Origin of the sequence: Mucilaginibacter limnophilus, assembly GCF_004005815.1 — a bacterium.
Lineage (GTDB): Bacteria > Bacteroidota > Bacteroidia > Sphingobacteriales > Sphingobacteriaceae > Mucilaginibacter > Mucilaginibacter limnophilus.
In genome coordinates this window covers 994,741-1,019,005 of the sequence record NZ_SACK01000001.1, presented here as the reverse complement: position 1 = coordinate 1,019,005, position 24,265 = coordinate 994,741, and the positions used below count along the sequence as shown (strand labels likewise).

The following is a 24,265-nucleotide window of genomic DNA, read 5'->3' as shown; positions in this document are numbered from 1 at the left end:
TTTCAGCGACAGTCTCCGGGCAGCCGACCAAAGTATGCCACGGGGCTAATGTGCTGTTCAAACTGCTGCCTGGTGACCGGAGCCCAGCCGCATTCACGGCCGATGCGGTTCCATTGGTCAATGTGGCCGGGGTAATACATTGTTACGGCTTTTTCATCGTTTGCGGCCATAAATCCGGGTGAATGCAACCCCACCCTAAGTTCTTCCGGTGAAAAAACCGGCGTTGGCACCTGCCTCCCGGTAAATATCCATTCGTGGCCGGAAGCGTTCGGTAAGACCACCGATGACATAGAATGGACCGCATTTATTTAATGATGCAGCAAATAACCAATGAGCAGTCCCGTCAAATCTTTCCCGTCATACCATAAAATGTCAAACACATAATAGATCAGCTTAGGGTCTTTCGTATTACACCAGTTTTGCAAACCGCCAAAATTCGCATTCCTTTTTCATTCAGCGCTACGATCTCAGCATTTTCTATAATTAGTCGATTCAACAAAAAGCTACCGATTCGATTGAACCTTGCTCAAAATTTCTGATCGCCAAACTGCACATTCCGTGGAGTCAGCACAAAGTATTGGTTAAAACAGCTTTCTACAGTTCTCCTCACAATAGCATATTTAGTCACTCCGTTGATCTCCGCTTTGAAATAAAAGATGCAATCGTAAAATTGATCGGCAGCTTGATCGGGGTTGATAAACCGTTTGATGACCAGCTTCGGTGTCGGAAGCTGGTCATTATTAGCCAGCAACTCACTTTGTTCATGGTAACCATTTTCATCCTGTAACCCGGTCATTACCAGCGGAAATCCCAAATTATTGATAAAAGTGGCTTTCGCGAAACAGGTACCGTCCACAAAGTAATAGCCCCTACTCAGTTTCTCATTCGCAGGCTTCACCGACGGTGTGACAACGATATTATCCGCTTGCTTTGTAGACTGAACAGCAGCCTTGTTGATCAGATCCGCCAGGGTTAGGTTAAGATCGATAATGCTCAGGGGGAAATTATTATCAATGGTACGGGTTATAACAGGATGCTGCCGAAAACCCGACTCAGCGGTAACTTTTTTAGCCAGATAATCGTCCAGTTCGTCTGCTGTGATATGGCCGTCGGACGGCGTTTTATCGGCCTCGCCTTGCAGACCCTTGATAAGATAGTAGGTAAAAATGCCACCATGGAGCGTTTCCGATTCCTGCGACTCCTCGCTGCCTTTCGAAGACAGAACGTTCAGTGTGCCCGGATGAGAATCCGCGATGATCTTGGTAAACGCGCGACTGATCTCCTGATTCATCTCCGCGGCTGTGCCTTTACTGCCGGCAGGATGCGGATAGGAACCTGCATGGCAGGCATCCAGATAAACTGCCTTCATCTTAGCGTGACTGTTATTGATGATATCATATAACTGGCCCATGGATATGCCGCTGCTAACCGGGTCCGCATCCTGTGCGTCATAGGGCATCAGGTAACCACCGCCAAGGCTGGACGAACCATGACCGGAAAAATAAAAAATGATCATATCATTTTCCTGGGCCCGGCCATTAAAAAGTTCATTTGCAGCATTTAGAACTGCTGCCCGTGTAGCGCGTTCGCCAGTTAGGAAAATGATGTTCTCAGCGGGTACCGCGCCAGCCTGCGGACTTTTTAAAAATCCAGCGAATGCGGCAGCATCACTTTCCGCATATTTGAGTTTGTTCAGCGCCGGTTCTTTGTAATGGCTCTCGCCCACAATTAAAGCAAATATCCGGGTTGGTTGAGCAGCATAACTGTTCAGGCAGCAACCAAGCAAGAAAAGGAGACACAACTTTTTCATTTTATGTTTTGATTTTTTTAAGCTTATGAAATGATATAAAAAAAGTTCGGAACAAAATCAGCAGTCCGAGCAGGGGAAGCACATTCAAGATCGTATGAAAAGTCAGGTATGCTACCTTTACCATCAAATACAACACCGGTAGAAAGATGATTTCCACCAATACCTCCAATGTGAGCGTGAAAATATGCCGGCTCCGGCGAGACCAGCCTATATGCCAGCCCGTAAGGCCATGATAGACAACTTTTTCCCAAAGCCAGAGTTCTGGTAAACGTTTGCGTTCTTTTTCATCATAGCCGATCAGGCAACCCAAAGTAATCAGGTAAATAGTTATGGAAAAACCGACCAAAAGCAAAAGGATCAATCCTGGTCTAATCCAATGGGTACCTAAATGAAGGTTGTAGATCGTATTGAGCAAGATCGCCGGGCCATGAAATTTTCCAAAGATCGTGTTGTGCAAATCGTCGGAACCATGGAAAGTACCCAGGAATATAATATTCTGTTTACGTTCGGCTTGTCTGGCATTCAGATTGAATGCTAGCGTAGAAGTGTCGAGTAGTTCTAGCGGGTAAAAGTTGGAGGCTTGGAGATTTTTAACACCCGGAAATTGTTCGGACAGCGTGTCTTTAGCTGCCAATTGTGCAAAGTCGTCCCGAACAAAAAGAACAGGTGGAAAATTGTTCAGCGACCATTTGCGTCCTTCATGTATTCGCTGTTCTGAAAGCAAGCCCAGCCACCTTTCGTTTGTTCCACTTACCGTATCCATTTTTTGGTATACGGCGTAGGCAGCACTGGGCTGTCCATCATCGACTAGGGTCTGGGCATTAAAACGGTCACTGATACTGGCAGCTGTTACCAAACCTTTTGCCGATCCGGGCAATAGGCTGGCAAGTGAGCGGCCGCTTTCATTGTCTGAGAGCAGCAGCTTGTTACTACTGGCAAGCCGCCTAATTAAGGGAATCAGTTTTTGTACCGAGGTATCAGCCTGATCAAACCCGATATCACAAATCACGAAATCGAAATCTTTGGAGTGGCTCACACACCAGGTAAAAAATTGTTTCAGCATATAACGGTCAGTTACAGCGACGGTTCCACGGCCGGTGCCGCCCGGTAAAAGCTGTTTAGCAAAGGCATTGTCGATCAGGACGAAATGATCGGCTAAAAAACTTTCGGCGTCATCCTTTGCAGTTTGGTCATGAGTAACAAAGCGATTGATCACCTCGTCCTGCCTTTCATTGGTAAACTGCGACGGATCATTCAAAGCAAAGATCGTAAATATCGTCAGAAATATACCAGACAACAGGCAAAAGACCAAGCGGCCCCAGCGTGAACGACCCACAACGACGTGATAGGCACCGGCCCAGCTCAAGGCAATCAATATGATGACAAAAAAGACACCCATCAATTAAGCTCCTCAAAATTCTCCTTTAGCCAATCGTAAACCTGCTGGTCAATTGGCTGCCCAAACCTTGCAGCCAGATACTGATTAACCAGTTGGGTGACATTCAACAAACTCGCATCCGGCGCCTGAAGGCGAAATTCTTCCACCAAGTTTTTTAACTGCATCTTTTCGGAGGAAGTCAGCAGATAGAGCCGACCACCGAGGAGTACCCGGCTATCTGTCGCTGTATTGCGCAATTCGAAGGAGTGATAACGCCCTGGCTGATTCGCAAGTAGTAGCTGTCGACGCTCTTTTGGCAATAAACGCTGTTCTTTGAAAGGCATCTGCCAGCGTACGTAATAGTCAGAGATCGGAAAGTCTCCGTTATCAAATAGAACCGTTAATCTGAGCGTATCCAATAGCGCCATCGTGGCTGGTAAACGGCGGAATCCGGCAGGTGCGTCGATTTGTTGGTTAGCCGTCCCTTTGGATTCAAACACCATTTTATCGTAGGTTGCTGCCGGCGCTTTGACCGGGTTAAAAGCCATCAACAAATGCTGGTGTGGCTCCTTGATTATATCGATGGTAACTGTAACATTCAGCTTTGCGACCTGAGGATAAACCACCTTCCAGACAGCGGCTGCATCCTTTAACCCGGCGATCTGCTTATCCAGTTTGCTTTGAAGCTGTGGTTGCCTGGGATAAATGTCTACGATATGGGTACGCGGCTGTTGCTGCAATACAAGCAGCAGCAAGAGATAGGCAAAGTGTGGTTTCATGGTTTTTGTGGTGAAAAGTCCAGGTCATCCTGCATGATGGTAAATGTTTTTTCTTTGCCGGCATCGACCATCAGTCTGAACTGGCCATACTGCGTTTTGCCATTCAGGATAGTTTCCGCATAGAACGTGTAATCGGTGGATTTTGCACCATTACCCATCACTTTGCTGGCCACTTTGATTCTTCCCGAACTGACCATGCCGCCAGCCGGCAAAACAAGTTCAAATGGCTCCCGCGCAGGCCCGCTCAGGAAACCGCCTCCCCTTTGGATAAAGGCGGATGTTTGGTACAAATGCAAGGCGCGATCTGAGCGGTTGTTGAAAGTCACATAACCATAGGTGTATTGCGTATCTTCAAATACCGGAACCTGTGCTTTGACCTTCACTGCTGTGGCTTCGCGGCGGACTTGTTCCAATATGCCCGGATTTGCTTTGATCAATTTGGTCAGGTCGTCGTTCAGGCCCGTTACACTCATCGGAAAATCAACCGTGAAATTGCCGATAACCTTCGGATGCTGCTGCTCGTTGGTAAAGCTCCATATGCTTTTGGTCAGATAAGCTTCCAAACTTCTGATCGTCACGATGTCCGTCCCTGTCTCGCGGGCTTCGCCTTTCAGTCCGCGAATCAGGAAATGCGTGAAGATGCCATGGCGAAGGGTGCTATCTTCCCGCGATTCCTCGGCGCTATTGGACGAAAGCACACCGATAAAGCCTTTATCAGCATTGTTAAAATTCGCCAGAAAGGCCGCAGCTAGCTCCGCGTTTTGCGCCGATACCGAACCTTTGGCAATTCTGTCCTCCGGAAAGAGACCGGCGTGGCAGGCATCGATGAAGACCTCTTTCATCTTCGCTTTACTGTTATTCATCAATTGCAGCAGTTGTAGCATGGGAACGCCCGTTACTAACATCTGGTCATTTTCATAATCTGCCGGCACGAGGTAACCGCTGCCCGGGGTGTCGCCACTGACGCCGTGACCCGAAAAGTAAAAGATCACAAGGTCATCTTTAGTGGCCCTGCTAAATGCGGCAGCTGTTGCATTCAAAATGGCCGAACGCGTAGCCTTTGCGCCGACGAGCAGCTGCAGATTGCCAGCGGAAACCGCCCCTGCGTTCGGGCTTTTGAGATAATTGGCAAAGGCGATAGCATCCTGCTCCGCAAATTGCAATTTGCCGCTGCCCTTGACAGCATCGGCATTTACGCCAACTACTACGGCATAAATGCGTGGCAGCGTCACAGTATGCTGAATAGTTTGTGCGTGCAGCTTAAAAATGCAAGCCAGGAAAACAAAAAAGAGGGTGATAGGGCGCATGACTAAAGCTTTGGCAACTAAAAATACAAAAAAAACGAAATAGCGATCGTACACCATGAAAATATCTTTGGTCGCTGCTCGATTTCAGCCAGCCTGGGTCTTTTCGTGCGGGAAAACAAGCAACTACGTAATCGTTATGCACTTCGTCATGACTAAATTACTTCCTTTGGTGGCAGCGCTCTATATCATCCGTCAAATGCCGGAAAATAAACTCCCGAACTTCATCGGCAGAGCTGAAATTCTGTTGATAAACAGCCAGCAGCCACGCAATGTAATCCTGATCAATACAGCAAACGTATTCCTTTGCTTGCAGGATCATCAGCATATCAATGTAGAATTTGATATTGGGCGCGAATATCTTCCGCATCCCCTTGATACGGAAGAACACTTTGTTGGGTGCCAGCGGAAAGATCAGATCATCCAGAAAGGGGTCCGTTTTTTCGGGTTGGCGCAGGATGACCGGATTATCGCTGCAAATGGCAGGAAATGGATCAGGCAGAGTTACTACTCTGCAAGGCCAGGTGCACTCCCGCATATTCCAGTAATTTGTCGCCGGCACGACGTTTCGCAGTCTTTTGCAATAGAATGGATCATCTTTCACCGCTTCTGCGTGTAGCTTCGGACCGATTTGTCTCATCGTCCGTCTGTCGATCACGGCCACACCTAATTGGTTCAATTGTTCAAGGCTGGTAGCTGAGCTGAGTAATTCCCGCTGAGCAGGTACGCGCCAAAACAATTCTCCCGCAAAATAATTTAGCCAGACCACGTCATCGTTAGTTAAACCGAAGCCTTGATCGACTGCTTTGATCTTGTCCAGGATACGCGCGGCACGGCTTTCGTTGCCGGAGTAGATGCCTTCGAGGTAATCATCCGCCCAACCTTCTGCGGGAGCAAAATTGTCGTCTTTTAAAAAGAAATGGCTTGCCGGTGCAAACCATTTGCCACCGCCCTTGAAGCGGCTGTTCGCTACCGACCAGATCAGGAATTTCCCATCACTATTGGTAAAGCCCTTCAGGTAAAATTGTGGCAGGTAATGATGCTTGGCCATGGTCAGAATTTAATGGCCTTTAATGAGGTAACCGATAACCAAGCCAACCACGATAGCGATGATCACCGCTATCCAGTTTACATTGCTTTTTTTATTCAGTTCAGCGATCCGCTGCTCATACAAGGCGTGTTTCTCCAGCTGCAATTGGTTGAGGCCAGTGATCTTTTCCTCATAAACCTTTTGCATATCTGCCGCACTTTGTTTTTTGAGTTCCTCCAGGTTTTTGACCTGCTCTTTCAGGTTATCGATCTCCTTCTGGTAACCGGCAGACAATTGTTTGGTGACCGATTCTACCAGTTGCGCCCTGGAATGCTGCGCTTCTTCAATAGTATGATTATACGTATCATTCAAGAATTGCCCGAATTCGGAAGGGGTGATAAAGGCCTTATCGGCCACCTTTTGCAATAAGGTCACATCTTCCTTATGACCGATAGCTGTCACAAACAATGCTTTTAATTGTAACGCCTTTTCCGCGATCGACGGCTTATTGAAAATATCCAGGTTCTCTCCTCCCCCGCGCGAGATCACGATAATGTCCGTATGCGTATCCAGCTGCGTCATCGTCGCTATGATCTCCGATTCCGAACTCAGGTTGATCTTATGAAATTCCAACTCGTAAAAGCCGATGGATTCCCGCAGCTGATGTTTAATGTCGCTATCGATGATGGCCGTTTTTCCAATGATCACCCCGATCCTGAACGGCTGCTCATTAATGATCTTTTCCTTGATCCAGCTTTGTACATCCCGGAAACCGGCTGCTGCCTTCGCCTGCTGCAATTCGATGCGTTTGAGTTCTTCGTCTGAATATTTATTCTGTGTTTGCCCGACCAGTTCGGTTACCGTTAACTGGATCTCTATCCGGCTGGCATTGTTCACCACTCGCCTGGTAATATAGCCATTGATCGTGACCGTCTTATTGTGTTGCAGCTCGTTCCGGATCAATGCCGGCACCACCAGCGTGATCTGCGCATCGGTTGACTCATCTTTCAAACTATCATAATAGCTGCCGTTATAGAAAGCCCCCTTCCCCATCACGAAAATACCGCGCAGCTGAATGATCCGCTGCGTCTGCTTAAGCGAGATCGAATTATTAAAAATGTTGAGCACCGCTGCCGGTGAATAAACGATGGCTTCCTGGTTTTCCATGAAGGGTAAAAATAATTAAAATTATTTCTTGGGAAGTGCCCTCCCGGGCCCGCGCGATCCGCTATATCTCCGCCTGCCGGCGAGGATGCCGCTCCTATCGCTACTTCGGCCATGCCGCCGGTCAGGTTTATTTTCACACCAGACCGACAGGCCGCGCAGCAAGAGGCAGGCTGGCGGGTGCGCCGGGCCGCAGGCTAAATTTCATTCCGTTTCCATCTCCGCGTTGCTGCATTCCAACTCATTCAATTTCCCGCGCACCCGCCAGCCTGGCACTTGCTTTCATCCCCTTTGACCGGTTTAAAGTTGATCCGATCTGCCCGGCTTTCCAACCCATTTCAGTTTTTTAACCGCAAAGGTAAAGCCCGCTGCAGCGCCGTCAAGGGTTCATGAAACCCCGCACCGGCGGGGCCCTTGACAACGTTGCACCATGCTTTTATCACCCTTGCATTAAAAATCTAAAATGTAATGTTATGGAAAGCCTGGTATTAAATCTCGAATCAAAAAATCAAATCACCGCCTATATGGCTGATAATTATTTGATGCCCTATGAAGCAGCTATTTTTAAGGAAATGATTACCGCTATTGAAAGTAAAGAGCAAAGCCAACTTGATTGGTTCAGCAGCTTTGGGGATTCATTGAGGGCTATTACCATGAACGTGTATGCATACCGTAAAGGCTTGGAATTCGGATTTACTGAAATCGCTTTTGACAAATATGGCTGGTTTCAGCGCCCAACATTCTTAGCTCAGCAAGAACTGACGTTTGGAGATACCAGTCGTTATGGAAATTACAGCACCATCAAACTAGGCTGCGGAGCAAACAGAATCTGGACTTACGCTATGTCTTATAGCTTCGGTGTTGCAGGCGGCGGATATGGCTTATCCGTTTATGGCAAACAATTCAAAAGCCGCGAAGATGCGCTGAACCATGCACTTAATGAACTTAAGAGCATGATGACTAAAAAGATCGGCAGCACGGATACCACTAATGACAAACAACCGGTGATATTGGCAACCTTGCGTGATATTGAAAAAGCGCAGATGAGTATGATTCAGCTAACGCTCTTCTGAGCGTTTCTTCCTAACTGGGCAGAAAGTCACTGTTAATCGTACCTAACTTCGATACCCCGTCTTTATAACTTGTTACCTCAGACCTCTATTAAATATAATCATCGAAGTAAATTAAAGGGATGCAATAGCCTTAAAACAACAAAAATGTCGCTATCCTAACTGGTAGATACACGTTTTTCGCGCGCCTTATGTGCAGAACAATTGCTGATTAAATAATTAAAACCTTGCATCTGTTTCTATATCTCTTGATAAACTATCAAGTAAACCCTCGAACGCTTCATGCGAACTTCTCCCGCCACTAATCTCTTCGATCAAGGCCTTGATGTTGAAATTGCAACAAGTACCTTTTCTCGGGTTGTACAAACCTGCATTTTTCCAATTATCACCTTGACTAACTTGCTTTAGTGCCAGATATATGAATAATTGTTTTAAATCACTTGACTTAAAATTCCTGTTCACAGTCTTGATTTCATAGAGGGTATCATCGATTTCCAAATCACCCTCAAGATCGGAAAGAATGCCATATCCCTTTAGGAGTGGCTTGAATTTTACCTTACTGCGTTTCGTTTTATTTATAAACTCCACAATATTTCCAGTTACTCGCAGGATATCATTCACTTCAAAAGTGCTTAAATCCAATTCTTCTTTTACGTATTTTGCTTTTGGCCAAATTGAATGGGCGGTATCAATCGCTAGTTGATTACGATTGCTGGCGGTGGCTAAGAAATCTACGGCCTTAATATTTTGCTCAATTACCATTTGCGTTAAATTGAACGCAGCTTCGGATACTAAATCAAACCTCACTTCTTCTTCAATCGGAGCTAAATCTTCGTTTATTACCATAACATAGCTCTCGTTGAACACTCTCATAAAACTTGGTGTCAATAGCGGGAAACTCTGTTTCCAAACAACATTGAACTTTTCTGCTATGTCACGTTCGCTTATCATGCTAATATCAATGCGTTATTTTGCTTGCGCTCTGCACACCAATCTCTTGTAAGCGCTTCCTCTTTACTGAATAAATTTTTACTATGATCTCGCCAATGCCTTCCTTCGTCTCCCAAAAAATAGGACGCATAAATGAAAGCCCGACGTTCCCAGGTTGTAAGTGTTGTAAATTGGTTTTTTACATCGACCAACCAATAGTGACAGTCCCAATTTGCCATAGCTATAATAATTTGTCGTTTAAGCAGATGACTGGTTTCTGTTTCAAATAACCTAATAAACAAAGTTTCCTTTTCCGATGAATAATTAAGCGATAAAATTTGAACGATGTAATTTAAGTTCATCTCAATTTTAGTCAAATAGCTTTGTGTCTCAAAAAGATGCAGCAACGATTTATCTATCATTAACCTTCCGCTTTCATTTAAGTCCGAATATATACTTCTTATGGAGCGGATAATTGTAGTAAATACGGGCGATAACGTTATCAAATTATCGTGGTCTAACAATATCTTCATCGCTTGTACCTGGTCATCCGCACTTAATGCTTTCAAAGCATTAATCGCTTGCTTGGTAACTGTTTGATCAATTTTCGTTTTATTTACTTCTCTCGATAAGATACCGATAATGTCAATTTCCTGAATGGCTTCTTTTAGCTCTTCGTAATCTTCCTCCGCCGTTGGAGAATAAGGATCGAAGCGAATTGAGATGTTCAATAGTTTTTGTTCATGAGTTGCATCTTCTTTTGGCGGTTTGGGATCTAAAAATTGATGTATCTCACGAAACTCCTGGCTGGTCATAATCTTGGTTTTATCTTTTTGCAAAGCCAATTGGTCATTGGATAGTTTTTCTGATAACAAAATCAAAGTTTTATATGCTTCGGATTCATCGTTACAAAAGATAGTATAGTCGTCTGCGTACCTGCAAAATACAATGCCTCGGGATCTCAAATGAAAATCAGTATGGTTTAGCGCTAATTCTGCCAATATCCTTGCAGCGGGGCCGCCAACTGGTAAGCCATAAGAAATAGTCCCGGAAAAGATGCTTAATAATTTTATAATACGTTTTGTTATTGTCGAAGAAGGGTCTAATCTCTTGAGTTCATTTTCCAGTTTATGATGGTTTACTCTATGGTAAAAATTGGAAATATCTGTTTGGAGCACGACGTTAAAAAGCTTAGAATTTTCGATGCACTGTTTTTTATAATCGAGCCAAGTGGTGTCTCTAAATAAAGTAGCATCTTTTTCACTCCAGTTGTAACGATAGGAGAAGATCCGTTTTTCGTCACTTTTAATTCTTGTCTTTTCAATATCTTCCGCTAGCGAAACTACCAAACTCAAAAAATAAGCGTTCCAGAAAGGTTCGATCATTGTAGCTTGTCGAAATCCGTAATAACCCACTTGGCTCAATTTAACCAATGTTAATGGTGGCGACAGACTCAGCGCTTCATCAAAGTTACCGTGATACCATTCTAAAATTTTCAAGGCTTCATCAAGTTTATCATCAAATAAATATCTCTCAAAAGGAAAAGGGAAAATATCGGTATCACCGTGTCGGATAATATTATTTAAAGCTTTTTTGAAGTTTTTCTTCATGGGAACTGCGATGCATTTTAGGTTTTCAAATTAAGCCGAGTAAGATTTGTATCGTAAACATAACCAATTTATTATTTCATTTCTTCGCTTTCAAATAATATCTCATATAATCCCTTAATGATGAGGATTTGTTATTCGCCAGGTTTAATAAACTATTACACATAGTGTTGACATTCACTATTTTTCAACATTATGGTAACACGTATGGAAAAATTAATATCACCACGTATATTGCTAATTTATTTAGTGATTTTATATGCAGAACTACATTTTAGAATACGATCAATTTATCCGATCCTTAGAAGTTAGCCACAACGACACTTTTTCACTATTGTTAGGGGCTGGTGCCTCTATAAACTCAGGCATTCCATCTGCTTATGATTGTATTTGGGAATGGAAAAGAAGTATATACCTCACGAAAGGCCCCGCCAACTTAGGGGATAATTTGGATTATAAGTCTGAACAGGTTAAAACTCATATACAAAATTGGCTGGACAGCGAAGGAGTTTATCCTCAACGGGACGATCCTTCGGAATATTCGTTTTACGTCAAACAATGTTATCCGATTGGTGATGATGTGCGAAAATATTTTCAAAGAATTTGCGAAAAGAAACTGCCGTCTGCTGGTTATATGCTTAGCTGTCTGGCACACGAAGCCGGACTTATTCAAACCGTTTGGACAACTAACTTTGATGATTTGATCCGTAACGCTGCCATAACCACCGGTAACACCGTTATCGATATTTCTCTTGATTCCGTGGAGCGTATTTTTCGGGTAGATAACCGTAAGGAGTTATTATTAATCAAATTACATGGCGATTATAAATATGGAGACCTTAAAAATTCGGAAGAAGAATTAAATCAGCAAGATCCTACATTTCGTAGTAAACTGATCGATTTTGTTAATGATAAGCATCTTATTGTCACTGGCTACAGTGGCCGGGATGCCTCCGTGATGAATGCGCTTAAAGAGGGATATACCACACGTGGTTCCGGGCGTTTGTATTGGTGTGGATACGGTAGACATATTCCCGCGGCAGTTGAGGAATTGCTTAATATTGCCCGTGCGAATGGCCGGACGGCTTATTTTATACCTACAGATGGGTTCGACAAACTCATGATCAGTATCAGTAAAGTCTGTGGCAATAATAATCCTGAGCTGTTAAAAAAATACGAATCTTTCCTGCAACAAGAAAAGGAAGCCAAACGCACGGCTTTTTCTATGGATGTCTCCCGTGTCAGCACGATTGTTAAAAGCAATATATTTCCGCTAAAAATGCCACAAGAGGTTTTTCAATTTGAAATCAGCTACGATGAAGGTGAAAGGCCCTGGCAGACGATACGCACACTAATTGACAATGACTTTATCGCCGCAGTCCCTTATAAGAATTTTGTCTGGGCGCTCGGTACGATGTCAGATATCAATAAGTGTTTTCAGGGCAGAGTTATCGGAAAAGTCACCCGGGTGCCCGTGGACAATAAAGACATCATCCGTATTTCTGCGTTTTATGATCTAATGCTTACCGGATTAACTAGATTATTAGCCCGTAAACATCAACTGCAAACTAATGGTAAAGATTTATTGTGGCATGAACAAACGGTGACCACGAGGATGCTAAATAATGTGCTGTACGAAACCCATAAAGGGATAAGGCTTTCAATCACGACGGATAACAACAAGTTCTACCTATCGCTCATGCCGGATTTTCAGGTAACCTCGACTACTCCCGATGCGATTATCACCAAAGAGATCAAGCAGGAAGTCGGCAGGCTTTATTTTGATAAGATTAGGAATAAAGCTTTTAACGACTATGTTAACGACTGGCGAACACTATTTCTCAACACAAAAGATAAAGCAATCGAATTGGAGTTCCCCTTAGAGTCAGGAACCGGGTTTACCTACCTTGTTAGTAAGAACCCTGCGTTTGCGCAAATCATGGATGCCCTTGACCGGACCGGTGGAATTGACGTTGAAAAGACTGGAGTACCTAAATTCTTGTTTCGTTACAAGGGTATACAGTACCCGGAGCCTGAATTGATTTTTAGTAACCGGCATGTTGGAAACCAGTCAACACCTAAAGACTTCCACCCAATGCGGGGAATATTGAAAAACCGCCCTTACGATTATCCCTTGACTAATGTGTTGTTCGATAGTATCATCCGGCTTGGTGTTATATGTCCCGGTCAGGAGGGCAACATTTTTAGCAAATTCCTAAAATTACAACACGCCAAGGTGAGCGGAAATAATGTCAACGAGGATTACCTGATTGACTTCCCAGGGTTTATTGAAGCGTTTAGTGCAAGTTTAAATGTACCTGATATCGGCTCGGAGAATTGGGCAGTGTGTCCCGAACCGGTTGTTTCAGAAAACTTAAAAGAAGTGGCGCTTGATCTCCGCGATAAAATAATTAACCAAATTAATTACTTATCCAGGGATCGGTCAGACAAAGTGATCGTTATCTGCATTCCTAAGCGGTGGCTTTATTACTTGGATTATGACGAGGAAAATGAAAGATACGACCTGCACGATTATATAAAAGCCTATTGCGCGGAAAAGGGCATCACGACACAATTCATACAGGAAGATACAATTGAAAACGAAACGCTTTACTGTCAGATCAACTGGTGGCTTGCACTGTCCTATTTCGTTAAATCTATGCGGACGCCTTGGGTGTTGGCCAATCTTGACCAGGAAACTGCCTTTGCGGGTATTGGTTATAGTTTAAGCGGAAAAGGCAAGGAAAGTGAAACAATTGTAGGTTGTAGTCACATCTACAATGCCAGAGGGCAAGGGTTAAAATACAAGCTTTCAAAGGTAGAAGATAAAATATTCTGGGATCGTCAAAAAAGCCCGCATCTGTCCTACAATGACGCTTATAGTTTTGGTATTTCAATAAGGGAGTTGTTTTACTCAACCATGAATGAATTGCCAAAGCGTGTAGTTGTTCATAAAAGAACATTCTATACCGAAGATGAGATTAAAGGTTTAAAAGATAGCCTATTAGGCAATGGCATTCAGAACCTTGACCTTATAGAAATCAATTTCGAGGATGATATGAGATTTCTTGCAAGTAAAGTCAGCCAGGATGGTAAACCGGATATCGACGGTTACGCGGTAAAACGGGGAACCTGCATATTGCTAAGTGCTTACACAGCGCTGTTATGGACACATGGCGTAGTACCATCTGTTAAAAGCCAATACCGTAAGTATTACCTGGGAGGACGATATATCCCCGGCCCTTTAAAAATAATTAAGCATTTGGGTAAAAGTAACATTGGTACTATTGCGAACGAAATATTAGCCTTGACAAAAGTAAACTGGAACTCATTCGACCTTTATTCTCAATTACCAGCTACTGTCAATTCATCTAATGATATAGCACGTATTGGTAAATTGCTTTCAAAACGCGAGGGTATCACTTACGATTACAGATATTTTATTTAAGAATTGAATACCAAAGAGGCTGTCTCAAAAGGGCAGACTCTTTGTATTTAAGACTGATTTTGTGTATCTTAAGACAGCGTTACATCATTTTATTTGGTGGCCCTGAATATGCCGCCATTGTTACCGACCAGGAAGCAAAACAACCTTTTTTCCTCCTGAGCGAATAGAGGCCGAAACGGAAACCGCCAACTGCCAAGACCCAATGATCATCGAAGTTAATTAAAGGCCTGTAATAGCTCTTAACTACCAAGAACGCCGCTACCTTAATACGTAGACAGGCGTTTCTTTGCGCGGCCTTCGGTGCGATACAAGTGCCTATAAAAGCTCTATTGTAGTGATTAACAACTGAAAAGGATATTTACTAAGTTTGGAAAACCTTATCGTAAAGTAATATCCTATTGTTATGATCACAAAAATCGACGTTACGCATTTCGGCCTATTCAAAAACTATACATGGGACACCGCCTTAGCAAATGAAACGTTCAAAAAAATAAATATCATTTACGGTCGAAACTATTCGGGAAAAACAACTATGTCCCGAATGTTCAAGTGCGTCGAAGATACAATCATGCACAAAGATTACGATACCTGTCAATTTAGATTAACTCTTACAGGTGGGCAGAGTATTACAAATTCCAATCTTGCTGATTTTGCGCAACACCATAAGATAAGGGTTTATAATACTGATTTTGTGAAGGAGAATTTAGGTTGGTTGCATCGTGAGGATGGGACAATTAAGCCCTTTACTATTCTGGGCGCGGCAAACATCGAACTTGAAAAACAGATTGAAGAAATCATTGAAAAACTAGGCTCGATAGAGGAAAGCAAAGGATTGATATTTGAACTTACGGATGAGGAAGAAGAGCTTGCTAAATTGCGAAAGAAAAACAATGATAAGGGAAACGACCTAGAAGATAAGCTTAGAAAGCGCGCTGCCGATCATATCAAGGTAACAGATACGCTATTTATCGCAACGACTGCTAAAAAAACATACACCATTGCTGATATTAAAAGTGAAATTACGGCAATAGGCGACAAAACCAACGATCATTTATTGGATACTGATACGGTAGAAATGCTATTGAAACTATTGAAAGAAGCATCGATGGAAGATATCAACCCGCTCCCGGTTAACAATCCAAGGTTTGCAGAATACTCCCAGGAATGCCAGAAAATACTCGAGCAAAAAATAACGCCCAGTAAGCCGATAACGGAATTGATTAATGATAGCATTTTACAAGAATGGGTTCGGCAAGGTATTGATAAACATCGCGATAAAAGAACTACTTGCGGATTTTGTGGTGCAGGCTTAAAAGATGACCTGTGGGGAAAATTGGATCAACACTTTAGCAAGGAGTCGGAAGATTTGCGTAAGAAAATCAAAAATAAGATTGATGAACTGGAAGTTGCTAAAAAGGAGTTGAGCAGTTTTTTATCGCTCAAACGTGATCAATTCTATGGAACATTACAAGTAGACTTTGATGGGGCATTGAAACAATGGGACGTTGCCAGCGGTGTTTATATGAAAAACATTGAAATTTTGATCACTGAATTGAAAGCGCGTGAAAAAGATATTTTCAAAACTCGTGAGTTGCCTGAACTTACCGATGCTTCAAGCAGCCTGGTTAATGCCATCAAAGCATTTAATGATGCATTAGCCGCCCACAATCGAAAGACAAGTTCACTTTTTAAAGACCAGGAAAATGCCCGCAAAAAGCTACGGCTTGCCCATATCGCACAATTTGTGATAGACATTGATTACAAAAATGAGCTTGACGCTATTGAAACCGAAGATAATCGTTTGAATCTCATGGGTGGAGTGGTGAAAAGTAAACGTGAAGAAATCGGTAGATTGCAGAGCGACAAAAGGCAATTAGAAGCTCAGGCTAACGATGAGAGCAAAGGTGCTGAACTTGTCAACCAACATTTGATGCATTACTTCGGGCACAATGAGTTAAAACTTGTTGCTGAAGGTGAACAGCCAAATATTAAATTCAGCATCCACCGTGATGCTGCTCCGGCAAACAATCTTAGTGAGGGAGAATGTAGCCTGATATCCTTTTGTTATTTCATGGCTAAAATTGAAGATGAATTAAAAGACGAAACAGAAAGCGACAAGTTGATAATTTACATTGACGACCCTATTTCCAGTCTGGATAGCAACCACATTTTTTTCATGTTTAGTTTGATCGAGAATGTGATTGCCAAACCTAAAAAGTACTGTCAATTGTTTATCTCAACGCATAACATGGAGTTTTTGAAATATGTAAAAAAACTAACAGGCGTAAAAAATAATAGTAAAACTGTTGGACATTTTATGATCGAGCGTAGAAATCAAAGTAGCAGCTTCTTAATTCCTGCTCCGCTATATATGAAAAACTATATTACTGAATTTAATTACCTATTCGATCAAATTTATCAATGCTCACTTGGAGACAGGGAATTTAATAATAACAACATCCAATATGGTTTCGGAAATAACATGCGCAAATTTCTGGAAGCTTACACATTTTATAGATACCCCACCCAAAACATGAGCTTTGACCAACGCCTTTTGAAGTATTTTGAGAACGATGGGGTAACTTATACCTTAGTAAGCCGCATTATCAACGAATATTCACACATGGAGGATCAATTTGATAGGGGTATGCAGCCCATTGACATGGACGAAATCATAAAGGTCTCCGATGCTGTTATCACTCGCATTAGAACAACCGATCCTGATCAATTCGACGCACTACTTGATAGTGTAAATAGAACTGCTGATTAATTTCGGAGGGGTATCTGCTGGCTTTACTTAAATCTAAATTAGAAGAAATGGAAAAATGGGGACCACAAAATATGACTTTGCGAAGCGCAGTAATCAGCAAAGTTCTGCGTCTAGAACAAACATCCAGCAGCGCACTACGAGCTGTATGGCGCATCTTTAAACCCAACAGCAAAACTCTGGGTAACAATTCCAGTGCCTTGTCGTTCAAAGCCAAAATCGACATTTTATACGATTTGGAAGAACTGGATGTCACTAACTATAATCACTTAATAAAGTTGATGGAAATTCGAAATCAATTTGCACATAATCCTAATGCTATTTCATTCAGTAGCTTCGAGGAAATTAATAAAGATGTTTTCAAATATCTCCTTAAACATCGACCACAAGAACTCGAAAAAGAAGATATTGAAAAACAATTAGAAGGTTCATTTAATGAGCTTTTTAAAATCGTAGCCGGAAATTTAGTTGTGATTGAAATAGAGTACGGTAATGGTATTATTAAACAACTTCGCCAACATGCCAACGATGCAGTGGTAGAAAATCTCGATCAGATATGGGAAAAAGCAGTTGATATGATGAAAAGTAAGCCAATGCCTGTTTATCGCTTTTTGGGTATTATTAACGATGAAGACCAATTGAGTAGTTTTTATAATTACTTTCAAATAGCAATGCTTGAATTTCGCTCGTCCCAGTTAGCAAAGGTCGATATTTCAAAAGGCGAAGTTTTCAAAACAAAAGAAAACATGCGGGAACATTTAGCCCGCTTAAGAAAGGAAGGCAAAATTCCCGATGATGAAATTGACACAAAATTAATAAACTGAGGAACTTGCTAATCTTTTTAACCGATTTTTCGATCTCATCAATAGCATCAAGCATGTTTTCAATTTTTAGCAAATAATCTTCGTTTTTGAGAAATGAGGGCACATTGGGTTCGAGTTCTCGCTCACTGTGTCCAGTTCACCTAGACTTAAGGACCTATGATAAAACTTCCAAGCGATGAGAAACGAGATTATTATTCGGTTAACTAAGGAAGGATAACTATTTAGTAGTTATTATATATTCTCTTTCTATAGCATTGTTGACATTCTAATCAACAGTGTTATCCTACATCCGTTCTAAAATGATTTACTGATTGCGTGAAAATAACGCGGAGAACCTTAAAGAAGGTTGAAATAACAGTTGCTTTTTCCATAAAAAATTGTCAAATTTATGACAGCAAAGCAGTTCTTTCGTAAGATTTGATTCTCAATTTTGAAAGGTTAGAGTCAGAAGTCAACAATGATAATTAGGCATTTAAGAATTAGCGAACGATTCGGGCAATAATTAGAAGACAGTGTGACAATACATTGTAAAACAGCCGGTTACAGGAAAATAAAAAATCCCTCCGACTCCACCATTTACAGTGTTTTCTGACATAAAAAAGCCTAAAAATCTTCCAAAAATAGGGAGATTTTTAGAGCTTGTAAATCATTGATTATCAATAACTTATAATGGGCGAACGATTCGGTTAATGATTTAAAAAAGGCGTCGTAAAATATTGTAAATCAGCCAACTACGGAGATAAAAAAAATCCCTCCGGCTCCTCTAGCCACGTTCGGCAGCTAACTTTTCTTCTAAAACGAGCATATCGCTACCGATCTTCGCATCGACTATTTTGGCGTAGTGTTGCGTCTGTTTAAGCGATTTATGACCCAGCATTTTTGATACCGTCTCTATTGGCACACCGTTGCTAAGTGTCACAGTCGTCGCAAACGTATGTCTCGCTATATGAAACGTCAGCACTTTTTTTATTCCACATACGTCGGCGATCTCTTTCAAATAGGCATTCATTTTTTGATTCGACAGGATTGGAAGAATTTTGCCTTTAACTTCACACATTGGATAATCTTCATACTTTTTCAAGATCCCTAGCGGTATCTGTAACAATGGCAACTTAAATGCAGTCTCCGTTTTCTCCCTTTTAGCATCGATCCAAAGCCTGCCATCCTCCCCTTTTATTACATCCATCCTACTCAATTTTTGAACATCTGCATACGCTAAACCGGTGTAACAGCTAAATAAAAAAATGTCCCTGACCAAGGTGAGTCGCTCAACTCCGAATTCTTTTTGATTGATAACGCTAAGTTCTTTCTTTGTAAGGTAAGGGCGGGTGGTCTCACGCCTGGCCATCGAAAACTCTGCAAAAGGATCCTGCGATAGCCATTTCCTTTTGACACACAACAATACGATCTTTTTGAAATAGGTAAGGTACTTCATTGCCGAGTTATGCTGACATTTACGCACGCTCTTGAGCCAAAAGCAAAATCTCTCGATGAATTCATAGTCCAGGTTATGTATCTCAAGATCTTCTTTCTTGTACTTCCATTTGATATAGCTTTCGGTATGAAGTAAGGTCCTTTTGAACAGATCCAAGGTTCCGGCAGAGTATTCCCTGGGCACCAGGGCTTCAAAAGCGATATTGTGTTCCTTAAAGACCTCAATTATATATTTGCGATCGTTTATGCCATTCAGGAGATTCTTGATGTTATAAGGCGTTATTTCCTTGTTAGCTTCAATGAGCTGTCTGCGCGCTTCATGTATCTTGTGTGTTAGCGCATCGATGCATTTGTTGAGTTCTCTTGCGTCTTCCCGGCTACCTTCTGCCCTTCCACTCCTTGCGTTCCACCGTTTTGGATCCCACGTTCTTTTCGCTGTGATCTCTACCCTTTCGCTGTCGACGGTAATACGGATGTAAACCTGGAAAGGGTCGCCAGCTTCATAAAACTTAGGTTTTTTGAGATACACATTTACACTGAAATTTTTTTCCAACATTTTACTCTCTTTTTTACTGCGTTTTTAAATGGACAAATGTCGATTTGAAGCAAGTAAAAATCAAGATGTTCATTTTTTGAACTTGTTGATTGACAGTGCATTAGGCCACTTCTGGTGAGTACTTTGCAATTCAAAGTAAAGTACTCTCGAATTACTCTCTTTTTTTTGGCCTTTTCAGGTAAATTTTACGGGTCGCTAAAAATGAAAAACCCCCTAAATACGCGATTTAGAGGGTTTTTGTGAGTTTTACTACTGTTTTCAGCGGTGAGGGAGGGATTCGAACCCTCGGTACAGTTTCCCGTACGTCAGTTTAGCAAACTGATCCTTTCGGCCTCTCAGGCACCTCACCTTTGACTGTCAATTACCTCTTTTTTTTGAGGTCTGCAAATATAGTAATTCAGTTAAGCCATCAAAAAAATAATTCACAGTTTTTAATAATCTACACGTACATGATAGATACTCATTAACATACGTTTGAAAATCGTTTTTATAGTTTCAATGTCTTTGAGGGTTATGTCGCTGTCTTTCAGCTGATCTTGATCAAGTTTATATCTTACAATACGGTCCACCAGATCGTTTATCGATTTTTCGCCGGGCTCTTTTAATGAGCGTGAAGCGGCTTCCACAGAGTCGGCGAGCATTAAAACGCCTGTTTCTTTTGAAAAAGGAATTGGTCCGGGATACCGGAAAATATTCTCATCAATGAATTTTTCAGGAAAATTTTTCAAAAACGACTGGTAAAAATAATCAACCCGTGTGTTGCCGTGGTGTGTGCGGATAAAATCGATCACCATTTCAGGCAGACCGGCCTTACGCGCCATTTCAATACCTTTGCTTACATGTCGGATGATGATCTGTGCGCTTTCTTCATAAGGCAGTTTGTCATGAGGGTTAAATGATGAAGTTTGATTTTCGATAAAGAACAAAGGGTTCTCCATCTTGCCGATATCATGATACAGTGCCCCAGCCCTAACCAATAATGCATTACCTCCAATTGAATAAATAGCGTTTTCGGCAAGGTTAGCTACCTGCAGCGAGTGCTGAAAAGTACCGGGGGCAGTAAACGCCATTTCGCGTAATAGCGGCGCGTTGGTATTGGTAAGTTCTATAAGGGTAATGTCCGAAGTAAGACCAAAAACCCGTTCAAAGGCATAAATAAGTGGATATGCGAGAAGCGTAAGCAGCACACTTACAATAAAAGGTACAAAATCAACCCAATCAATAGTAGTGAAACTGCCCTGCCGTATAAATGATATGCCCACAAAGGCTACAAAATAGCTTGAGGTTATTATTAATGCTGAGATCAGGAATTGCTCCCTGCGAATAAGATTCTTTATAGTATAAATGGCCACCATGCCCGCGGTGATCTGATAATAGGCAAACTCAAAACTGTTCGGCACAAAAAAGCCGGCGATAAGCACCACCAACAGGTGTATGTATAATGCCAACCGCGTATCAAACAATATCCGGACGATTATAGGAACGATACAATACGGGATGTAATACAAGTTTGGTATTTGCCAGGCAATTGCAATTGAAAGCGTTGCCAGCATGGCGGTGACTACCAGCAGTATTAGACCAACCAAACGGTTGTCGGCATAGATGTCTTTCCTGAACAGATATAAAAAAATCATTAGCAGGACTATAGCTAACGCAACCAGTAAAAACCTACCGAAAAACACCACACCCATACTACCATTTATACGGGCATTGTCTTCAAAAGCTTTTTTGTACGATTGAAGTTTTTGAAACGCTTCTTCACTAACTACTGACCCCCTTGATACAATGGTTTCACCAGCCTGCACCATTCCACGAGTAACTGAAAGGTTATCAACCACTTCTTTTTCCAGTTTGCCTGTGAGTTTTTCATCAAAATTCAGGTTAGGTAGCAATCTGTCGTCTATCAGGTCAAGTAAAAAAGCGCCATCTACATCAGTACGTTTATTTAAAGAGCTCTCGCAGTATGCAAGCGCTTTTTCACGTGTAAACAGGTCGGCAAGATTTTTATCAACCGCTACATTTTTGTTCAGTACACTAATAGTAAAATTATCTGCAGGTTGATGTTTAGGGTTTAGCTTTATAATACCGCGTCGGTAAACCTCATTGATGAGGTTATTTCCAACAGTTATATAACGCTCTTTTAAGTCATCTTTTATTCCCGCGGTATGCCACTTAATTTCAAGGTCATTATGAAAGCCCTCGGCCTGCTGCTTTGCGATTTCTTCATCAAGCCTGTATATAGGTGTTACGCTTGCAAGTGCGGCTTTACGGTCGACCTCAATTTCATCCGGGGTTTTTAAAATGGCAAAGTTGTAGGGTGAAATCAGGTCTTTCTGATTCCAGATACGCCCTTTCTCAAACTCGTACCTGAATTGCGCCTGTTTAGGCAACGCAGCAACAATAAGGCATATGCTGCCAAGTATCATCATAAACCTGATGTTGCGTGCATATTTACGCAATAGTGCCCTTTGCCGCGACGAGGATATTTGTACCATGTATAATGTTAACTCTCAAAAATAATAAAGTTTCTGTTATATGCGGTTTTTCTTGCATTTACGAAATTTTGTTTGATATCTTTGTGATATCATTTTATAATCATTTTCAAACATGGAAACCGAAAAAACCATAAACCCTCCTTCAGGATATGCAACCTTTGCATTGTTCCTTATTTTGATAGTTATTTCAGGTATTTTAATGTGGCAGCAACAGCCGGTTATCGCCGTAATTTTGTTTGTGATAGATTTCTCACTGGTATTACCGGGACTGGTTATTGTCAATCCGAACGAATCGAAAGTACTTACGCTTTTTGGTAAATATACCGGCACGGTTAAAAAGGACGGTTTTTTTTGGGTGAACCCATTCACGGTTAAAAAGAAGGTATCCTTACGCGCATTTAATCTTAACGGTCAGCAGTTAAAGGTAAACGATAAGGTAGGTAATCCTATAGAAATTGCGGCGGTAATTGTATGGAAAGTGCAGGACACCGCAAAAGCTGTCTTTGCTGTTGAAAACTATATTCAGTACGTAAACATACAAAGCGAGGCAGCGGTAAGGCATCTGGCAAATTCGTTCCCTTATGATAACCTTGAGGATGAAAATGCAAGTATTACTTTAAGAGGCGGTGCCGAACAGGTAAGCGTTTTGTTAGAACAGGAGCTGAACGAACGACTGGAACGTGCAGGCATTGAGGTGTTGGAAGCACGCATTTCTCACCTTGCTTATGCACCCGAGATTGCGCACACTATGCTGCAGCGTCAGCAGGCATCGGCTATTATATCCGCCCGGAAACTTATTGTTGAAGGCGCTGTAGGCATGGTAGAAATGGCATTGAACCGTTTATCAGAAAAAAACATAGTTGATCTGGACGAAGAGCGTAAAGCAGCCATGGTGAGCAACTTACTTGTAGTGCTTTGCGGCGACCGCAGTGTTAACCCGGTTGTGAATACAGGTACACTTTATCATTAACAGTCATGTTTACCAAGTTCACAAACCGCAATATACAGCAATTATTTGTACATAGGCGGGGTATGATAAATCCCGATTATGAGCTAACTGATGAGATGTACAGCTACGGTAAGCTCAGTTACAAATGGCTGTCAATGCGTCGTAAAGCAGCCGTTGAAACAGCCGACAGTACATGGAATTTTCAGTTTAAAAGTTTATGGAAAACATCACTGGAAATAACTAATCAAAACGAGGAAGTTATTGGCACCCTTACTACAAAAGTATTCAGCTGGAGTTATACGCTGGTGATGAATAGCGGCTTTACTGCTGTTTTTAGAAAAACGTCATTTTGGAAACCCAGATATGTTTGGGAAAATGCTATGCAGGCGCCTATTATCAGGATAGAAAGCCCTGTGTTTAAGGCGACCGATAACATATTTATTGAACAAGGTACTACGCCTGTTGAAATGATACCTTTACTGGCATTTTTAGGCATACACTTAATTATTATCCGCAGGCAGCGCGAAGCGGCAGCGGCGTCATCATGACTATGGCCGAAAAGAAAGCATTCATATTACGTATCAATCCTGAAGTTCTAAAAGAGCTTGAGTGCTGGGCTGCAGAAGAATTTCGAAGCACAAACGGGCAGATCGAGTATTTGCTTCAGCAGGCGCTTAATGCCCGTAAAAAAAGCAAGAAGAAAACCGGCGACAAATAACA

18 protein-coding genes and 1 tRNA gene are annotated in these 24,265 nt (G+C 42.1%); 7 read left to right on the top strand and 12 right to left on the bottom strand.

Going from position 1 to position 24,265, the window contains the following annotated elements:
• Nucleotides 1-2: 2 nt before the first annotated feature.
• The 7 genes from EOD41_RS04175 to EOD41_RS04145 all read right to left on the bottom strand — a co-directional run bounded on the left by EOD41_RS04175 (nt 3) and on the right by EOD41_RS04145 (nt 7,468).
• Nucleotides 3-290, bottom strand: a complete 288-nt coding sequence (locus EOD41_RS04175; RefSeq protein ID WP_127703502.1) for a hypothetical protein — start codon at nt 288-290, stop codon at nt 3-5.
• A 236-nt stretch (nt 291-526) separates the two neighbouring features.
• Complete coding sequence (locus EOD41_RS04170; protein ID WP_127703501.1) at nt 527-1,810, bottom strand: caspase family protein; 1,284 nt, start codon at nt 1,808-1,810, stop codon at nt 527-529.
• A 1-nt stretch (nt 1,811) separates the two neighbouring features.
• Entirely contained in the window at nt 1,812-3,209 is a 1,398-nt protein-coding gene (locus EOD41_RS04165; RefSeq protein WP_127703500.1) for a hypothetical protein, read from the bottom strand.
• Nucleotides 3,209-3,967 (bottom strand): hypothetical protein, encoded by a 759-nt coding sequence (locus EOD41_RS04160; RefSeq protein WP_127703499.1) that lies wholly within the window; start codon nt 3,965-3,967, stop codon nt 3,209-3,211. Before EOD41_RS04160 ends, EOD41_RS04165 begins: the two co-directional genes overlap by 1 nt.
• A complete protein-coding gene (locus EOD41_RS04155) occupies nt 3,964-5,331 on the bottom strand; it encodes a caspase family protein (RefSeq protein ID WP_127703498.1) in 1,368 nt (455 codons plus the stop codon). Before EOD41_RS04155 ends, EOD41_RS04160 begins: the two co-directional genes overlap by 4 nt.
• Before the next feature lie 100 nt (nt 5,332-5,431).
• The gene (locus EOD41_RS04150) at nt 5,432-6,322 is read right to left on the bottom strand and encodes a DUF4238 domain-containing protein (RefSeq protein WP_127703497.1); all 891 of its coding nucleotides are present in this window, start codon (nt 6,320-6,322) and stop codon (nt 5,432-5,434) included.
• A gap of 9 nt (nt 6,323-6,331) precedes the next feature.
• A complete protein-coding gene (locus tag EOD41_RS04145) occupies nt 6,332-7,468 on the bottom strand; it encodes an exodeoxyribonuclease VII large subunit (RefSeq protein WP_127703496.1) in 1,137 nt (378 codons plus the stop codon).
• A gap of 470 nt (nt 7,469-7,938) precedes the next feature.
• Here EOD41_RS04145 and EOD41_RS04140 point away from each other — a divergent pair, with 470 nt between their 5' ends.
• Nucleotides 7,939-8,538, top strand: a complete 600-nt coding sequence (locus EOD41_RS04140; protein ID WP_127703495.1) for a hypothetical protein — start codon at nt 7,939-7,941, stop codon at nt 8,536-8,538.
• A gap of 216 nt (nt 8,539-8,754) precedes the next feature.
• Here the strand turns inward: EOD41_RS04140 and EOD41_RS04135 are convergent, their stop codons facing one another.
• On the bottom strand, nt 8,755-9,486 hold the full coding sequence (locus EOD41_RS04135; protein WP_127703494.1) for a hypothetical protein: 732 nt from the start codon (nt 9,484-9,486) through the stop codon (nt 8,755-8,757).
• A complete protein-coding gene (locus EOD41_RS04130) occupies nt 9,483-11,075 on the bottom strand; it encodes an RNA-directed DNA polymerase (RefSeq protein ID WP_205780486.1) in 1,593 nt (530 codons plus the stop codon). The genes EOD41_RS04135 and EOD41_RS04130 overlap by 4 nt, the downstream gene beginning before the upstream one ends.
• Nucleotides 11,076-11,331: 256 nt before the next feature.
• On the opposite strand from EOD41_RS04130, the gene EOD41_RS04125 reads away from it, so the two are divergent.
• From EOD41_RS04125 to EOD41_RS20650, 3 genes are all read left to right on the top strand, one after another.
• On the top strand, nt 11,332-14,520 hold the full coding sequence (locus EOD41_RS04125) for an SIR2 family protein (RefSeq protein WP_127703493.1): 3,189 nt from the start codon (nt 11,332-11,334) through the stop codon (nt 14,518-14,520).
• 403 nt (nt 14,521-14,923) lie between these two features.
• On the top strand, nt 14,924-17,290 hold the full coding sequence (locus tag EOD41_RS04120) for an AAA family ATPase (protein WP_127703492.1): 2,367 nt from the start codon (nt 14,924-14,926) through the stop codon (nt 17,288-17,290).
• A gap of 47 nt (nt 17,291-17,337) precedes the next feature.
• Complete coding sequence (locus EOD41_RS20650) at nt 17,338-18,111, top strand: hypothetical protein (RefSeq protein ID WP_164849879.1); 774 nt, start codon at nt 17,338-17,340, stop codon at nt 18,109-18,111.
• 763 nt (nt 18,112-18,874) lie between these two features.
• Here the strand turns inward: EOD41_RS20650 and EOD41_RS04110 are convergent.
• The 3 genes from EOD41_RS04110 to EOD41_RS04100 all read right to left on the bottom strand — a co-directional run bounded on the left by EOD41_RS04110 (nt 18,875) and on the right by EOD41_RS04100 (nt 22,596).
• Nucleotides 18,875-20,101, bottom strand: a complete 1,227-nt coding sequence (locus tag EOD41_RS04110; RefSeq protein WP_127703491.1) for a site-specific integrase — start codon at nt 20,099-20,101, stop codon at nt 18,875-18,877.
• Between the two features lie 262 nt (nt 20,102-20,363).
• A tRNA-Ser gene (locus tag EOD41_RS04105) sits at nt 20,364-20,450 on the bottom strand.
• Between the two features lie 82 nt (nt 20,451-20,532).
• Nucleotides 20,533-22,596 carry an HD family phosphohydrolase gene (locus EOD41_RS04100; RefSeq protein ID WP_240663173.1) on the bottom strand — a complete coding sequence of 688 codons (2,064 nt, stop codon included), beginning with the start codon at nt 22,594-22,596 and terminating at the stop codon, nt 20,533-20,535.
• A 112-nt stretch (nt 22,597-22,708) separates the two neighbouring features.
• On the opposite strand from EOD41_RS04100, the gene EOD41_RS04095 reads away from it, so the two are divergent.
• Genes EOD41_RS04095 through EOD41_RS04085 form a run of 3 tightly spaced genes read left to right on the top strand, consistent with a single transcriptional unit; the run spans nt 22,709 to nt 24,263 of the window.
• Nucleotides 22,709-23,566: an SPFH domain-containing protein gene (locus tag EOD41_RS04095; RefSeq protein WP_127703490.1), complete on the top strand. Its 858-nt coding sequence runs from the start codon at nt 22,709-22,711 to the stop codon at nt 23,564-23,566.
• 5 nt (nt 23,567-23,571) lie between these two features.
• Nucleotides 23,572-24,093: a hypothetical protein gene (locus tag EOD41_RS04090; protein ID WP_127703489.1), complete on the top strand. Its 522-nt coding sequence runs from the start codon at nt 23,572-23,574 to the stop codon at nt 24,091-24,093.
• Between the two features lie 2 nt (nt 24,094-24,095).
• Nucleotides 24,096-24,263 carry a ribbon-helix-helix domain-containing protein gene (locus tag EOD41_RS04085; RefSeq protein ID WP_127703488.1) on the top strand — a complete coding sequence of 56 codons (168 nt, stop codon included), beginning with the start codon at nt 24,096-24,098 and terminating at the stop codon, nt 24,261-24,263.
• The last annotated feature ends 2 nt before the right edge of the window (nt 24,264-24,265 follow it).